This is a genomic window from Pseudomonas syringae group sp. J248-6, from assembly GCF_032586995.1.
Taxonomy (GTDB): Bacteria; Pseudomonadota; Gammaproteobacteria; order Pseudomonadales; family Pseudomonadaceae; genus Aquipseudomonas; species Aquipseudomonas amygdali.
In genome coordinates, this window is the sequence record NZ_JAWHOP010000001.1 from 565,318 (window position 1) to 582,636 (window position 17,319).

General features: G+C 52.7%; 7 protein-coding genes and 3 pseudogenes. All 10 read right to left on the reverse strand.

The genetic code is table 11. The features are described from left to right. Window positions 1-53: 53 nt before the first annotated feature. Window positions 54-464, reverse strand: coding sequence for a hypothetical protein (locus RYC17_RS02025; RefSeq protein ID WP_144439834.1), 411 nt, complete (start codon window positions 462-464; stop codon window positions 54-56). Between the two features lie 71 nt (window positions 465-535). Further along, complete coding sequence (locus tag RYC17_RS02030) at window positions 536-859, reverse strand: hypothetical protein (protein ID WP_219169319.1); 324 nt, start codon at window positions 857-859, stop codon at window positions 536-538. Between the two features lie 78 nt (window positions 860-937). Beyond that, window positions 938-1,261, reverse strand: coding sequence for a hypothetical protein (locus RYC17_RS02035; protein WP_257605614.1), 324 nt, complete (start codon window positions 1,259-1,261; stop codon window positions 938-940). Window positions 1,262-2,167: 906 nt separating this feature from the next. Continuing rightward, window positions 2,168-2,935 (reverse strand): annotated as a pseudogene (locus RYC17_RS02040) (hemagglutinin repeat-containing protein); the annotation flags it as partial. Between the two features lie 51 nt (window positions 2,936-2,986). Beyond that, window positions 2,987-3,460 carry a hypothetical protein gene (locus tag RYC17_RS02045; RefSeq protein ID WP_063682150.1) on the reverse strand — a complete coding sequence of 158 codons (474 nt, stop codon included), beginning with the start codon at window positions 3,458-3,460 and terminating at the stop codon, window positions 2,987-2,989. Next, window positions 3,457-4,554 carry a polymorphic toxin type 24 domain-containing protein gene (locus tag RYC17_RS02050; protein ID WP_316902404.1) on the reverse strand — a complete coding sequence of 366 codons (1,098 nt, stop codon included), beginning with the start codon at window positions 4,552-4,554 and terminating at the stop codon, window positions 3,457-3,459. The genes RYC17_RS02045 and RYC17_RS02050 overlap by 4 nt, the downstream gene beginning before the upstream one ends. A 134-nt stretch (window positions 4,555-4,688) precedes the next feature. Further along, window positions 4,689-8,656: pseudogene (locus RYC17_RS02055) on the reverse strand (hemagglutinin repeat-containing protein); the annotation flags it as partial. A gap of 1,118 nt (window positions 8,657-9,774) precedes the next feature. Then, window positions 9,775-9,891, reverse strand: a pseudogene (locus RYC17_RS02060) (IS630 family transposase); the annotation flags it as partial. A 94-nt stretch (window positions 9,892-9,985) separates the two neighbouring features. Next, a complete protein-coding gene (locus tag RYC17_RS02065; protein WP_316902381.1) occupies window positions 9,986-10,420 on the reverse strand; it encodes a hypothetical protein in 435 nt (144 codons plus the stop codon). Beyond that, window positions 10,420-17,319 (reverse strand): DUF637 domain-containing protein (locus RYC17_RS02070; protein ID WP_316902383.1); only part of this gene is annotated, 6,900 nt, incomplete at its 5' end. The genes RYC17_RS02065 and RYC17_RS02070, both read right to left, overlap by 1 nt.

Here is a 17,319-nt window from a genome sequence, read left to right on the forward strand (position 1 = left end):
CTATTTCGAAAAAAGAACACTAGCAGCAGCTTTCTTCGTCGCTTAGAAAATCTCTAACGCATGCCATTGTATGGATCTGAAACCGAAGGCCCTAGCTCAGATAGAGCAAGTGAAACCTCATTGAAAACTTCCAACGACACCCCTTGTGGTGAAAGCGAGCCAAGGAAGTGACTTACGTCCTCAAGCCCTAATCTCACCATAATATTAATCACATTTTCAGCCATATCTAGATCATAGCCATCCCATAATGATATCAAGCATCGTTCGACTCGCCCCCTAATACCAACCTCTATAACGCTATAAGTATGCCATTGCCTATCACTTAGCTCCAATAAACACCTTACAAAATCAGACCTATCTACATCGCCAGACTCAAGACCTTCTAACAACTCTCTAAATTCAGAATCAAGCTCGCTATTAGTCATAGTCTCTGGCAACGCAGCGTAGTAAGCAAAATTTTTCATGTCTAGAGATCCACCGGTATATGCGTAGAGTTGGAGGGCTTTCTATACAGCAAACCATCTTGCCCCAGCATCTAAACTCTAACTAGTACAAACTCCATCAAAATACCACTACCACTCATGCTTTCAATAATTGCTCGACTCGCGCCTATCGACTTCAAAGCGAAATCCATTTTATTTAATGAAGAGGAAAAGTCAACAATACAATCCATGTCTGGAATTCTCTTATTTCCCTTGACTTTAAAACTCTCAATACCAAGAATTGTAATATTGTTATTTTTGCAGTAGTCGACCAGCCTAACTCCATCGCCAACATCAAACAAAGAAATGCCACTCCACATCAATGTAGGTGTAATAGGTAAATCCTCAACGGATACTTCAACTGTAATCAGTCCCATGGTGCAATCCACTCAGGATCTTTTTTATTGGAGGTTTCCCACCAGAACCAGCTAATTCTCCTGTCGCTTTTGCACCAGCTAATCAAGCGAGAATGATGAGAAGTAAAACGATAACTTTTTATCCTCAAGATCACTCAGTTGATAACGCATCCTATCGAAGCCAGAATCCAGCTTATTAACATTCATGTGCATCAGCTGAGTTAATCCGCCGCCAAAATCACGGGACGTAAATTGGCTAATATCAATGAACCTGATACTCACCACATCGGTCCCTACCTTTTCAGAGGCCGAGATCGATAAGGATAAATCATAAACCATCCCGTCAACATTCAGCTGAATACTAATCGCATGCAGACAGTTGTGAGCAACAAGCAATTCATTCAATTCCGGAAGACTAATCATTATTGATCCTCGTCTCTTTCCCATTGGAGCCATAGCCTGGACCATATTCATAGGTATGCGTGTGGGCGTCTGAATGATATTCCGCAGGCTTTTCTTGGTTTCCATATCCGTGATTAGTGTAATCCGTTCTTTTAACCTGCCGGCCATACTGGTCGTATTCGATCACAGATTCTTCCAGTTTTCCAGTCGCGGGGTTGTACCTCTCCTGTGTCACACTCCCTATTCCAGGATGCAGGATTTCCCACCAGTGTCGCATCAGTAGCAATAGAGCAGTTGACACAGTTATGAGTTCGACCCGCTTCTGGATAACCCGGATTGACCTTCTTTATTTATCCGGCAGTTTGATCGGCCACACTTGTCGCTTTTGCACCGTTTCAACCCGGCAACAGGACGTTGCTTCTTATTAAATCACACACTAGAAAGCTTCCACAGTATCGCGTAAGGCAGCTCATCATCAACAATATCATGCAAGCGAAAATAATAAACAGCCAATGAACTTTCTAAGCCCTTATGAACAAATGAACCATCAGACATAACACGATAAGAGGCGTACTCCATAAACTTGTCCGAACCAAGAGAGCTAAGAGAATTTTTAATCTGACTATAGGTCCCCCCCGCCCCAACTGGAAGCAATTCAGGCGGCGGCCGGCATACGGCCATGTCATGATCTTCAACATCCCTGTAGTAGGCTCTTCTAAATGCAGGCTCACTGCAGGCCCAGTAGAGGGATAGCAAACGAAGTTTTTCCTCACCCTCATCAGAAAAAGCGTCAGCTAAAAAATACTGATCGTCTGAAATTTTGTATGCGCCGTCGTCCATAGCGATAACGCATTGCTCCCGCACATCAACGGCGTCCCCAACCTTCGACTTGCACAGCGATGACCATTCTTTCATCTTAAATACCTCAGTTGAGTCCTTACCCGCCGTATCACTGCGCACCACCACATCGCCTGCACCCACGGTGCCTCGGACGATCTGTTCACGATCCTTGTTGTAGTTCCAGCCCTCGACGCTCCAACCGTTTTTCTGGTCATCGCCTTTGCTTACCTGAGTCGAGTCCTGCGTGGTACTGCCGCTGGTACCGTACGAGCCACCAACGCTCAGGTAGTAACCGTGTTCCTTGTCCTTGCCCGCGATGTCGCTGTAACCCAGTGTGTTGGTATCCAGCTTGAGATTGCCGCTGTCGGAGGCGATCAGTGCGCCGTCGAGCTGGGTGTGGTTCTCGGTGCGGATGTCGACCTTGTCTTTGGCCGTGATGCGGGTCTGTTCCTCGATCCAGTTCTTGGAGCCGTTGGTCTGACCGTACCCGACCGAGCCATTGACGCTGCCGCCAAAGCCAGCCACGACGGTTGCGCTGAGGTCGAATTCCTTGCCGTCGACTTTCCCGGTGTCCGGCAGGGATGTGACGTTCAGGTCGCGACCTACACGTCCGACGACATCGTTGCCACGCAGCGTGGCTCCGGCAATGTTGGTGTCCTGACCGCTGGTGAAACCGAGCTGATTACCGGCATACAGGTAAACTTCCTGCTGCTGTTTGCCTTCGCGCTCCAGGTCGCCCTTGCCAATATTGACGCTGGCGTAAACACCGAAACCTTCTGGGCCGATGGCGATATCGGCTTCTCCGCCGACATTTTTTCGGGTGTTCTCGATGAAGCTATTGTTCTGGGCTGCCTTGCAAACCTTAACAGTCTCTCGCCAACTATACATGATGCGTAATCATCAAACTTAAGACAATTGATAAAAAGTAACTATCGGCCCATAATCTTGGTCTGTAATTGAAATATCTACAGAAAATTTTCTTTCTGGAAACTTATCTTTCAGGACAAGCCTCCAAGACAGTGCAAGCACGTTTGCCAATTGTTCAAATATACGGTCATCAATATCACCTGAGCATGAATCGAACACATCGTATAAATGAGTATGATTTAACATTTTCTCTGTTGCTTGAAGATCACCATTAAAGTGCTTCAACCAAGAAACAAAAATATCAGCATCATATTTCCCTTCTAAGAAAACCCCCTCTTGAACAACAACAAAATCAGGAAATAGAAGTTTGCATGACAATAATAAATCCTCAGGATTGCATACATTGCTTATGTATGAGAATTCGTCAATTTTATCTTTATCAACCCACCCATCCTTCCAAGCCTCATATCGCGCCAACCCAACGAAAGGAGAAAGTGTATTAACTTTTATCATGGTATCTCATCCAAATTGGCGGGACGTGGTGCGGATTTAGTCGAAGGCGATTGAACTCTAACAGTTCCATCAGGCAATGTATTTCTTCCGTACTCTATTACATGTGGAGTAGGCACATTTGCATGGGCTGCGCCAGTTACATCTACTCGTTTAACGATCAGCCCCTCTGAATCATATACGGCATAGCTTGTGATATTACCTTGATTATCTGCCCTGTAGACAGTTCCCTTGGATGGCCCGCCATCGTTTTTGAAGCGCCCGCTCACCTGAGTAGCATGCTCAAGTGGCCCACCTGCAAGATCCTTTGCGTTACGAGGTCCGGAGGGTGATTCCGCAGCTTTTCCAGCACCGCCTTTCGCCTCACCACCACCTTTAACAACATCCGCTCCAACACCCCTGTCAGTCCCGGTATAGTTCTTCCAGTCCGGGTGATAAGGATCAGCCTTCATCTCGGCTGAGATAGTCCTAGACTTGGCTACAGATTTACCGCTTACCAGCATACCAGTCAAGATGCCGGCTGTAAGCACTCCGCCACCGATCAGGTAGGCACCGGTGTTGTCATCCTTGTTAATCTTCTCGCCTTCCATGGCATTGGCAACCTGCTCTCCCAGTACTTCACCGTACTCAGCCAGCCTTTGTCCAATATTCTGACCCAAGGGCGTCTCGGAAACTGCGTTGAAAACCGCCAGTTGCACAAGACCTTTAGGCCCCTGCGCCACTGCCACCAACACACTCACAGCCTCCTGCTGATCTGGATGCTCCTGGATGTATTGGTTGATCGAAGCCATCGATCGCAGTGTGTCTTGAGCAGCAGTAAGTTTTTCTGCGTCACTCGCATTCACAGGAGTGGCAGGTAACTCGATTGATCCTGGGCTATTAGGCTTGTTGTCCGTCTGAAGTGTCTGATCAAGAGCTCCGAGCGATGTCAGGTCGATCCCGGCGAGGCGTGCAATTTCGGCCACAACCTTTTCCTGAAACGCAGGGTCGGCCATCGTATTCATCGCCTGGCTGCGCGTCATTCCACCCTGAAGCAACGAGTCCATGGTGTTTTCAGCAAAATCAGCACCCATCAGACTGGCGGCCCCTGCATCCATCTTGCAGCCCAGCGTGCTCTCGATTTTGTTGACTGCGCGCGTCAGACCTCGGGTGGCCTCTTCGTAGTTCTGTTTGGCGGTTTCGTTGTAAGTCAGGAGTTGGTTTGCCCACTGAGTAGCAGTGACTATCGGCTGGCTGGCTGCCTCCAACGAACTCTTCGTCACATACAAATCAGTCCGGTGCTCGTCATCACGCGTGATCTCGTATGCCTTGTCGACATCACGATTCAAGCCCGCTGTTGAGTCCTTACCCACCGTGTCACTGCGCACCACCACATCGCCTGCGCCCACGGTGCCCCGGACGATCTGCTCACGATCCTTGTTGTAGTTCCAGCCCTCGACGCTCCAACCGTTTTTCTGGTCATCGCCTTTGCCTACCTGAGTCGAGTCCTGCGTGGTACTGCCGCTGTTACCGTACGAGCCACCAACGTTCAGGTAGTAACCGTGCTCTTTATCCTTGCCTGCGATGTCGCTGTAGCCCAGCGTGTTGGTGTCCAGCTTGAGGTTGCCGCTATCGGAAGCGATCAACGCGCCGTCGAGTTGGGTGTGGTTCTCGGTGCGGATGTCGACCTTGTCTTTGGCCGTGATGCGGGTCTGTTCCTCGATCCAGTTTTTGGAGCCGTTGGTCTGACCGTACCCGACCGAGCCGCTGACGCTGCCGCCAAAGCCGACCACGACAGTTGCGCTGAGGTCGAATTCCTTGCCTTCGACTTTCCCGGTGTCCGGCAGGGATGTGACGTTCAGGTCGCGACCTACACGTCCGACGACATCCTTGCCACGCAACGTGGCACCGGCAATGTTGGTATCCTGACCGCTGGTAAAACCGAGCTGATTACCGGCGTACAGGTAAGCTTCCTGCTGCTGTTTGCCCTCGCGCTCCAGGTCGCCTTTGCCGATATTGACGCTGGCGTAAACACCGAAACCTCCTGGGCCGATAGCGATCCCGGCTTCACCGCCGGCATTTTTTCGGGTGTTCTCGGTGGAGCTGTCGTTCTGGGCTGCCTTGATGTTGAGGGTGTTGCCGGCATTCAGACTGATGTTCCGCTCTGCCTGGGCCTGCGTGCCGATCAGGTTTAGGTCATTGCTGGCCTTGAGGTTGACGTCACGACCTGCCTGCAACGTAGTAACGGTCGAGGCCTCCTGACTCTGATCACCCTTGGCGATGCCGCTGCTGCCGCCCACGCCGATTTTGAGCCCGCCACTGCTGCTGCCGTGGATACCACTCCAGCTTTTCTGCTCGCTGGTTTCCTGGCTGTAGCTGCCTTTGGCGGCATCAAGCGTGACATCCCGGCCTTTGATGTTTATGTCGCGGCCAGCCTGCAATTGGCCACCGCTGATCTGAACATCATTGCTCGCAGAAATGTTCAGGTTGTTGCCTGCGTCCAGCGTCGAGGCGCGGTTGGTCGTTTCGACCACTTGCTGGCTGGTGCCCTGCTTGCTGTTACCGAACTTTCCATCGCCCGTCGGGCCAGACAGGAACTGCGAGGTGCTGTCTACTGCCTTGAGCGTGCTCGATCCCTTGCTCGTGGCGTCCTCACCCTTGCCTGCGCCGCTGATGGCGTCCTTGGTGCTGCCATAGTTGTGATCAATGCTCGCACTCAGGCCATTGCGTGAGTTTTCACGTTGTTGTTCAACTGTCCTGGATTCACGTGCGGCATCAATCTTGATGTTGCGCCCGGCAGTCAGATTGATGTCATTGAGCGCCTGAAGGTCAGAACCTACCTGATTGATGTCGCGCTTGGCGTTGACCGTGAGGTCTTCACCCGCGCGGACCTGGCTGGCGGCAGCGCTCTGTTGCTCAAGGCGGTTGTTTTCCTTGGTGCGATCAACGCCTGCGAAGAACGTCACGCCATTGGCGTTGGAAGACACGCCAATGCCAGACTGCCTTTTCTTCTCCCAGTCCTGATTGGAGTTGGTGCTCTGTGCGGCCAGAATGTTGACGTCCTGACCCGCATTCAGACTGACGTTTGCACCTGCGTTGACGCTGCTGCCGATAACATTGATGTCGCGCTCGGTCTGCAGACTTACATTGCCTGCAGCATTGATCTGGCTGCCTACACTGGTGCTGCTCTGCGCTTGGCCACCAGCTTCTTTAGCCGATGAGATGGACAGGAATCCGCCAGACACTGAAAGACCGGTTTTCTTCTTGTACTCGTCGCTGTGGCTGGAGGCTTCGTCGTTGGCAGAGAGCAGATTGATGTCGCCGGTTTTATCCAACAGCCCGGCTCGGAGGTCCACATCATTGCCTGCGCCGATGTTGCTGGCACGCAGTGTGATGTCCTTGCCTGAAGCCACTACCACATCGTTGCCGGCATTCAGCTCACTGGCGACTTGGGTAGAGCTGGTCTTCAGCTCGCTTTTTCCACTTTTGGACACGCCAAAAGAGCCGGATTTACTTTTCTGGCTGTAAGCACCCTGCTCATCGACACCCGAGAGTACGGTCACATCGTTAGTGGCGCCGAGAATCAGGTCATTGCCTGCCGAAAGACGGCTGCCAATGACACTGACGTCATGCCCACCGTTGATGCTGACGCTGCCGTCAGCAGCCTTGGTGGTATTGATGGTGAGGTCTTGCCCTGCATTGATGACCGACGCTATGTTGCTGCTGTCGTAGCCTTCCTGCTGTTTGCTGCTACTGCGTCCGAACGAACCCTTGCTCTTTTTGGCATAGAAGTACGAGCTTTCGTCCTGAGCTGATGCAATGGTCAAATCTTGCGCAGCATCAAGAGCAACGTTGCTGCCCGCATTGATGCGGCTGGCGATGATGTCGAGATTCTGCCCTGCCTGCAAAGCCACACTGCCGCCCGCTTTCAGGTCCGCAGACACCTGGCTGACATGATCTTCCTGCTCGGTCACCTTCTTGCTCTTGCCGTAAGAATGCTGTTCATCAGCCGCCGAGGACAGGGTCAGGTTTTCCGTCGCGGCCATCGCGATGTCGCGCTTGGCGTCGATGCTGCTGGCGATCACGTTGATGTCGCGGCCGGCCTGGGCCGTCAGGTCGCGTCCGGCGCTGACTGTGGAGCCCAGTTGCGTGATGCTGGAATTACTGGAGTTCACGCCGCGTGTCTGGCCGTTCTCGGTCTGGGCCGAGTCGATAGCGACGTCACGGCCCGCGGAAATGCTCAAATCACGACCAGCCTGCAATACGCTGCCGGTGTTTTTCACGTCACGACCCGCTTGCAGGGTCATGTCGTTAGCCGCTTCGATACGTGCCGCGCTGTCAGCGAAATCCTTACGCCAGGTCGCATCATCCGCAGCGCTCTGATGGCTGGTCACCGTGCGTTCGTTGATGACATCGCCGCGCAGGGCGGTCAGTGTCACATCACGTCCGGCGATAATGCCCCCGGATTTGTTGATCAGGTCGTTACCTGCCAGCAAGTCCAGACGGTTGCCAGCTTCTATCAGGCCGCTGTTGACCAGGTCATTTCCAGCGGCAGCCGACAGGTTGTTGGCCGCACGCAAGGTGCCGACGTTGTCGAGGTTTTGCCCGGCAATCAGCGAGACGTCGTTACCGGCAATCAATGCCCCGGTCGGACCAAGGCGATTATCGGCCTGAGCCAGATACAGCACTGGCACCAGCACTTTCTCGCCATTCACTTCGTGCTCTTCGAGCCAGACGATGTCGTGGGTCAGTGCAGCGACCTGTTGTGCACTCAGCGACACACCCACCGCCAGGTTCAACTGCTGCTTGCTGGCGATGGCGTTGTTCATCAGGTACTTGAACTGCGCCTCGTTGGAGGTCTGACCGTCGATAAACGCCTGACCGGTTCTGGCCACAACGGCTTGCTGAACAAGGCGTTGTTCTTACAAGCCGTCACCCAGACGCTTGGCGCTGACTTCCGGGTCGTAACCCAAGCCTGCGAGCAGGTAATCCGAACTCATGAACTGCTTGAGTTCGGTGAGCACCGGGTTGGTTTCGATCAGGTATTTCTGTGGTTTGGAAACGAAGTTGCTGCTGGGCAACCCTTCTACTCTGGTCACCGTTTGCGCTGCGGCAGAAACGACCGGCGTGATCGCGCTGGCCTGTGCCACTGAGTGCTGGAGCCGATGATAGGGCTATTCTGCGTAACCATCGAGTCGCAGTTACAGGACTGCCCTGAGCAAACTGGCAGCATAGCACCGCCACCGGAGACCATTTATCTCTTTTCCAAGCATACATCCATGTATCTAAATCCGTCTCAGATGCCTTATAAAGATCTGAGTCATCGCTAGCAACTCTCTACTTAGGACTTCTACCGCCAAATGTGCCCCACAATATTGGAAGCCTTACAATAAATCCACGAACAACCACTAAACACTTAAAGAACATTTTTCCAACGCTCATTCAGAATACTTTAAAGTACCTTACTTAATGTAAGACTGAAATATTCCACCGCCTTCATCTACATGAAGTCGCCTGCATTTCGGACAGCGATAAACTGTGCTCACCCCTAGAGCTATCACATCATAGAACTCATCTTCAGATACATTTCCACGCGAAATTAAGATACCTAAATCATCAATTATCCTTTGTCCTTTCTGAAATCAAACTCAACTCCACCTCAGAAGCCCTATTGGACAAGTTTATTACACGCTCACATACACAGGAAAATTTTGACACTGAAATTGCCCTCCTCCGGATCGATTATAGCGAATAATAGAGCCGTCAGACTTCTGGAAAAATATTGTTTTTATGCTCTGAGCATTCGACTTACCCCACATTTTAGCAGCTATTGAAGACATATCTGAGCTGGATATATCCGCTTGAACGAGTACACCTCTTGCTTGATCTGCCTTTTTTCAATATTTTTAACTATGCTTGAAGGGGACAAATTTTGAGGGGTGTAAACATCAACCGCTCCTAATCCGGAAATATTCAAATCGGCAGTCCGCTGCCCCTGAACACCTTTTGACGATGCTGTGTCGACCAGCTACCTAAAAGCCAACAGAAAATTCGTTGCGCAGATGCTCGATGCCTTGATCGCTCAGGCAACGACCAAGGCGAGCAGCGAAGGAAGGAAGATTTTGCAGTAAGCAGATAAAACAACACCGGCGCGAGGCAGGTGTTGGGAGAATGTCATCACTGTACAGTCAACTTAACTCAATTGATTTCAGCTGCCCCTCTCCGTCGCACAAAATAACAACCGTACCGTAAGGGCAATCAAGAGTTATCACTTTATCCTTGTACTCATCATCAACAACCCCAGATGCCCTTCGAGTAGAGCTATCGAAACTAATCTCAGCTAACAGGATGACCCTCGCGCGGCGACCGTCACGCTGACTGATGGTGGCTGATCGTGTGCGACGGCTCAGCTCGGCACTTTCTTCAGGACTCAGGACGATATCTTGTGCGCTCATTTCTTCGCCTCCAACGGTGTAATCAACGAGCAAGCATAGACGATTTCACAGAGCATTATTTTTGCGAAAGCGCACTAGTGCCACACTCATAAAATCAAATAAAGCCACTCTTATCTATTCTCACAGAAAAACTTAAAGGTAGCATATGGATAATATCTTTAACATCCTGCGGCAAAGAACTAAACTCCCTGTTTTTTTTTGGCCTAGCAATTAATTTGTACCCCCCATCATTACTAACATCGTAGCTCAATAGACCTCTCCTTGCCATATCGACAAACGATAGCAAGTAACGCTCACGTTGAGCGTCACCGCTAAACGTAGGTAGATTCTCCTCAATCACGTCAAAATCGGCGCTATCATCTACAGAAATAAAATAATTATAAATAGCCTCGTTTTTTGATATTGACTTTCTTACGGCGAACGGTACGAGACCTCGCCCTCCAGTTGTAAAGTGCGCTAAAAATCCATCTTGACAAGAGGCAAACCAATCCAAATCGTTTACCTCTAAAAACTCATCATCCATTTCCATTACTCAGCTCCAAATATACTAGTGCAATTATCGCAACGAGGAACTACCTCCCCCGTCCTAGGACGAATTGCCGGAGTAAATTTAATATCTTTCAACTTTAGACCAGGATTGCTTAAAAGCAATTCATTCGCAGCTCTAAACTCAGCACAGCGACCCAACGTATTACCGCAAGCGGTCTTGACCCCTAAACCACCTAAACTTTCAGCATACGCAGCCAACTCAGGTGCAATCACATCCGGGACAGCACCGCTGGATGTCGTTACTATTTTCCCTGTTAGAGGATCCACAGCACCAATTACAGTTGGCGGCTTGTATTTACCGAAAGTCGCAATGTAATCGGCTAGCTGCTGACCAGCGTCTTCAAGTAGTTTACCAGTATCTACCTCCGCCTTTGCGTCATCAGTTTTTTGATACGAAGCATCTAGGGCAGTGCCCGGCTGGTTACCCGCCAGATCAGACTCTTTACGCGTCTGATCAACACTATCACCAACTTTTTGAGGCTGTGCATCCAGCGCCGCACCGGACTGTTTACCTGCCAGATCAGACCCTTTAGGCGTCTGAGCAATGCCATCAAGCTCGGCCTTCCCGGCAGCTACCGCGCCAGCATCAACAATACCAGCAGCCGCCGCACGCTTAGCCAACAACGCCCTTAGTACCGCAGGTGCACCGGTCAACGCAAGCGCTGCGTCCAGATCCCAGGTAACACGATCAACTCCGCCCGACAATACACCTGAAACCCGTTGCACCAGATCATCAAGCTCGCCTTGGCTACTCGATACCTTGGCCAGCTCTCTTAGGTAAATCGCAGCGTTTTTATCGCCAAACTGCTCTTGCCAAGCAGCAGGAACGACTGAGGGTTCATCAGCCCAGTTATTGGCGCCACTTTGCGACCATTGGGAGGCGGTGTTAAATAAGCCAGCATCCTTGAACTGACTGGTGGTCGACTGGAACGCATGTACCGCTTCACCATCTGCAATGATCGTACTGCCGTCGTCCCAAGTCAGCACGATGTTCTGTGCAGCGAGGCGTCCAACGCTTGTCTTCGCAATCAGCAGCTCTTCTGCAAAGCGTGCGCCCTCTGGGTTACCTGCTCCGTAGCTAGTCAGCAGAGCCTGTAGACGAGCATTTTCTTTTGCGTCCAGTTCTGCACTGGATGCAAGCAAGAGAAGATCACCCCAAGATACACTGGACGAGGGTTTACCCAAACGACTTTCGAGGGCCTTGGCTTCCTCAGTCAAGACTCGCTTTTCTGTACTGTGAAGCAGCCGATTATAGGACGTAGCACTACCGGCCACCCACGATCCTGTCTGTAAGCTTTTGCCGTCGCCACCTTGAGCAGAAGCAGCCAACACCCCAATCAGCTGGGAATTCATGATCAGCAACTTGCTCCGCTGATCTTTATCCATCTTGCTGTACTGGTTAGCCAGCGAATCTACCAGCGCTTCGTTTACCCCTCCAGCGAGCGCGCCAGTCTTGAAATCACCCCCTGCTGCCTCTGCTGCGAGGCCACCCATTATGGCGTGTAGGGCTATTTTGGCCGCGCCGCTTTCAGGGAGCTTATTGACATCACTGAAGGTGCCTACCCAGTTGAAGCCAACCGCTGCGAAGGTATTAGCCAAACTGCTGCGTAATGCGTCGCTGAATTGACTGTCGCCACCCAAGGCACGATCCACTATGGTCGATGTCGTGTTCTGGAGGACTTGGTTCGCGGCAAAACGGCCAGCTCCTTCAATCGAAGACAGTCCACTACTAGTTACTACCTTGCCGCCGTTTGGCAGAGCGCCGGACGTGCCAGTGTGAGTACTTGTCCACTGATCATAAGCGGCAGCCGTTAGGCCAGCCGTAATACCTGAAACGGCATAGCCGCGAACGGCGTCCTTGGACGTGACGTCCTTGACGACTTTTCCAAGGTTTCCACGGTTGTTGATGGTACTGATGGCAGCATTGCTGGCAGCACCTGTTGCGACCGCCGTCAGTGCTACGTTTGCCCAGCCCGCTGCGACTGTTGATCCAACCGCCGCACCGCCTGCCACTGCCGAGGCAGATGCCGTACCAGCTGCCGCCATAGCGGTGCCCGAACCGAGAGTCGCGCCGGCTCCGATCAAGCCACTGGCGAGGCCTGCGGTAAAGTACGTCACCAATATTGCTATAACCAGTTGTGCCCCGGCGCCTAATCCAGAATTGCTGTACTTGAATGACTCATGTGCTTCTTTGACTTGACGCCAATCCACATCACCGCGCTGCTCAGCATCCTTAAGCCACGCCAGTTGCGGGTCGGCCTTGACCATTGCATCAATAGTCTGGCTAACGCTTTGCTGGTCGACTTGTTTGATGTCGATTTTCAAGCCTTCAACAGCGCGGATCGCTACTTCACCTTTGGCCACCAGCTCACTCTGGCGCAGGGTTTCGTCGGTGTTTCCCTTGCCTTTACTCGAATTCCAGGCAAGGTCACTTTTGCTCTTCTCATGACTCTCCTGATGCAGGTCCTTCACGCCCTCAAACGTAACTGCACCACCACTTTCAATCGTCAGGTCCTTACCGCTCTCCAGCTTCGCAGCTTGATATTTCTGATCGCCCCCACTCGCCAGCAAAAGATCTCCACCGGTGGTAATTTCACTACCAATGTTTTTCACATCAGTAACTTCGTCTCGCTTGGTTTTCTTCGCCCCAAAACTCCCCTTCTTCTTTTTGTCATACAGCGAATAATCACTGTCCTGCGCCGCCAAAATGTCCAGATTCTCACCAGCAACCAGATACGCCTCTTTCCCGGCTGTAATACGGCTGGAGATCACGGCGAGGTTCTGGCCAGCCTGCAAGGCAACGCTGCCTCCCGCTTCAAGATCGGCGGCAACCTGGCTGACGTGGTCTTCCTGACGGGTCAGTTTTTTGCTTTTCGACAGGGAGTGCTCTTCGTCCGCCGCGGAGCTGATGGTGAGGTTTTCGGTCGCGGCCATGGCGATGTCGCGTTTGGCATCGATCTGGCTGGCGATGACGGAGATGTCGCGTCCAGCCTGAACGGTCAGGTCGCGTCCGGAACTGGCGGTGGAGCCCAGTTGGGTGATGTCGCTGCTGTTGTGTTTGCTGTCCGAGAACAGGCTGTTGGTGACTTCGGTCGGGGCGATGGTGACGTCGCGTCCGGCCTGGATGGTCATGTCACGACCGCTTTCCAGCACACTGCCTTTGTTGATGACGTCGCGGCCTGCCGAGATGCTCATGTCGTTGGCGGCTTCGATGCGCGCGGCGCTGTCGGCGAATTCGTTATGGCGCTGACCGCGTGCGCTGTTGTCCATCGAGGTGATGCTGCGTTCGTTGATCACATCGCCATTGATCGCGGTCAGTGATACATCGCGACCTTTGATGATGCCCCCAGCGGTGTTGATCAGGTCATTACCCGCGAGCAGATCGAGCCGGTTGCCGGCTTCTATCAGGCCGGCGTTGACAAGATTGTTACCGGCAACTGCTGACAGGTTATTGGCCGCATGCAAGGTGCCAACGTTGTCGAGGTTTTGCCCAGCGATCAGTGAGACATCGTTACCGGCAATCAATGCGCCGGTCGGGCCAAGACGACCGTCGGCCTGGGCCAGATAAAGTACCGGCACCAGCACTGTCTCGCCGTTCACTTCGTGCTCTTCGAGCCAGACGATGTCGTGGGTCAGTGCTGCGACTTGCTGTGAACTCAGCGATACGCCGACAGCCAGGTTCAGTTGCTGTTTGCTGGCGATGGCGTTGTTCATCAGATACTTGAACTGGGCCTCATTGGAGGTTTGTCCGTCGATGAAGGCCTGACCAGTGCGGGCCACGACTGCCTGCTGAACGAGGCGCTGTTCATACAAGCCGTCGCCCAGGCGCTTGGCGCTGACTTCCGGGTCGTAGCCCAGACCTGCAAGCAGGTAATCCGAACTCATGAATTGCTTGAGTTCGGTGAGGACCGGGTTGGTTTCGATCAGGTATTTTTGCGGTTTGGAAACGAAGTTACTGCTGGGCAGGCCCTGCACTCGGGTAACGGTTTGTGCTGCGGCAGCAGCGACCGGGCTACTAACCGTTGCAGTTACCGGGCGGCCCTGAGCGTCGGTTACAACCTGACCGGCACTGTTGATACGCGAGCCCTGCACCATGCCGGCATTCTGGGCCGCCGAACTACCTGATCCTGTGGCAGTTATGACCGGAAGACCTGTCGAACCTGCATTTTGCACAGGCAGCAAAACACCACTTCCCTGATTACCCGTCGCTATACCGGTGACGCTATCGACGCTGGCTACACCTGTGGAATCAGACGTATGGCCTGGTAGTACAAATCCGCCAATAGGCGAGGCACTTGGCGCGCTGGCGTCGAAGGAGGATGCATTGGCGCTTACGCCCGTGCTTTGCCGTGTAACCGAAGCAAGCTGACGAGTAGCGTTGGATATCTGGCCTACCGAACCGATCTGGATGGTGCTTGCCTGCGCATCAGAAACGGTTTGCTCGCGTTGAGCGACGGAGACCGCTGCGCTGCCCATGGTCCAGCTTTGAGGCAGGCCGATGGGTTGGGCAACAGCGGCTGCGGTACCGGTCTGGCCGCTCAGACGGAACAGTCCGTTCTGGCCGGTGGGCAGGCTGAAACCTGGCAGGCTTAGTGGGTTGACTTGTTGCTGGGCCAGATCCGGGGGTAGCTGGGCGTTGATTCTAATGACTGTGGTACTAACACCAGAAACGCTTGTATTTTGTACTTTGCTGGCACCCGCGCTGACTATGTAATCTTGATGGATAACGCTGTTTTGCAATTCTTGGGTAGCAGTGATGGACACATTTCCGCCGGCCTGAATTACCGCTGAGCGACCCGAGTTGCCGGAGCCGTCTATTGCCACTTCGACATCGCTGAGCAGATTCATTTTAAGGATCGCCGACGGTAACTGCAACAAATTCGAAGGGTCATACTGTGAGGTAGGGATTTTTCCTTCCTCATACCCAGTGTATATCGGCGGACCGAAATAATCGCCATAGACCTTGCCCGTCTCCACATCTTTCAAAGTCATGAACGAATAAGTATGGTCTATCTCGCGACCACCTTTGTAATATAAATCCCAGCGAGGTTTTCCTAATCTAATATCACCATCAGGCCCCACAAAATATACATTTGGAAAATTTGGATTATTACGTTGGTTATAGTCGAAAACCGTCGACGGAACCCCCTCTTGAGGGTCTGCCGCTGTATACGTTCTGGTTCTTTCAATGGATCCGCTAACCGCGCCTATATTTTTTAAACTGTTTGACTGGATGGAAATATTTCCGCCGACACTGACAGTGCTTTTTGCGTTCAGGAAAGTTCCGCCTGAGAAGATAAAATCTGATCCTGCACCGATGAGTGAAGAGGCAGTGGAGTCGCTATCTTGCCCCCCTTGAAACGTCTCTCTTGCAATATAGTTAAATTTATACTTGTACTTACTGTCAAAAGCTATAGCTTCCACCGCAATAAAGCCGGACACCAACGTTCGGCCAACCGCAAAATTACTCTCCGAGCCGCCACCCTCTGTACGGTTTTCGAAGTTATCGGCATTGATCGTAAGTTTCCCGCTGCTCTCGATCGAACCGGATATATTCAGTACTTGATTCGCTTGCCGCCTATTAAGACCCTGAAAGGCAACGTCGCCGAGCGCGTACACACTACCTTGTTGGTTGATAAAACTGGTTGAGTTCGACGCAAAGTCTGCGCCGCTGAATATCAGGCCCTTATTGACGACGCTCGGCGTGTTGATAGTGAGCTTTTGTCGAGAGCCTAGGGTGCCGTCGTTTGTCAGTCCGCCTGCGGTGACAATAAGATCCGCGGCCGAGGTCAGCTGCCCTTTGTTCTCCAATATCCCATCAATATCAATGTAAGTTCGTCCACCCCCAGCCAGGCTGGCAGGCGCGGTCAAAGTCAGGCGATTAGCCTTCAGGTCAAAAGCGCCCAGGCTGGTCGCCCGCCCACTTCCTGAATAAGCTCCCCCCAAGGTCAAGCTCATCGTTCCATCACTGCCCAGCAACCCATCATTCGTCCAGTTCCCGCCACTCCCACTGAACGAATTCGACGCCAGCAACTGCCCGCCCGCCGTCTGATTCAAGGTGCCGACATTCACCGTCAATCGCCCGGCCTGAATAACGCTGCTGTTGGTCCAGTTGTCAGCCGTCAGCGTCAAACCACCACGGGTAACAATGCTGCCGCCAGCATTGGTGACGTTGGCCGTAGAAATATTAAACGTGCCATTACCCGTATGCAGCAGCGAACCGCCACCATTGAGGAAGTTGCCAGCGTTGAGAGTCAGGTCGCTGTTGGCGCTTTCCAGAGTGCCGTTGCGGTTGTCGAACAGGTTGCCGATCTGGAAGTTTGTGGCACCGCCACCGCCCAGCGCACGCAGTTGTCCGGTCTGGTTGTCCAGACTGGCAGCGGTCACGGCCAGGGTGCTGTCGCTTTCGATGATGCCGAGGCGGTTGTTCAGCGCCCCGCTCAGGTTCAGCTCGACCTGGCCACCAGCGATCTGGCCGTCGTTGTCGCCGCTGTTGTCGAAGTTGCCACCGTTGACCCGCACCAGGCCTTTGGCGTACAGGCCGCCGTTGCGGTTGTCGAAGCCGGGGGTAGTAATCAGCGCTTCGCCGGTGCGTGCGGAGACTCGCCCGCCGTAGTTGTCGAAGCCGCCCAGCGCGGTCAGGTTGAGGCGTTGCGCCTGGATGACACCGCCCTGGCGATTGGCGTCATAGCCATTTTTCAGCACGCCGGCCAGTTTCGCGGTGAACAGACCTTGCAGGCTGGACAGTACTCCGCCCTGACTGTAGAGGTTGGCGCCGGTCAGGTTCAGGTCGCCGCCCTGGGCGATGATCCGGCCGTTCTGGTTGTCGACGGTATCAGCGACATCGACAACCAGTGCGCCGACGCTCTGGACCGCGCC

Bases quoted from the DNA above. Each gene is read 5' to 3' on its own strand.
- RYC17_RS02025 (WP_144439834.1), bottom strand. From the start codon at position 464: ATGAAAAATTTTGCTTACTACGCTGCGTTGCCAGAGACTATGACTAAT.
- RYC17_RS02030 (WP_219169319.1), bottom strand. From the start codon at position 859: ATGGGACTGATTACAGTTGAAGTATCCGTTGAGGATTTACCTATTACA.
- RYC17_RS02035 (WP_257605614.1), bottom strand. From the start codon at position 1,261: ATGATTAGTCTTCCGGAATTGAATGAATTGCTTGTTGCTCACAACTGT.
- RYC17_RS02045 (WP_063682150.1), bottom strand. From the start codon at position 3,460: ATGATAAAAGTTAATACACTTTCTCCTTTCGTTGGGTTGGCGCGATAT.
- RYC17_RS02050 (WP_316902404.1), bottom strand. From the start codon at position 4,554: ATGGATGCAGGGGCCGCCAGTCTGATGGGTGCTGATTTTGCTGAAAAC.
- RYC17_RS02065 (WP_316902381.1), bottom strand. From the start codon at position 10,420: ATGGAAATGGATGATGAGTTTTTAGAGGTAAACGATTTGGATTGGTTT.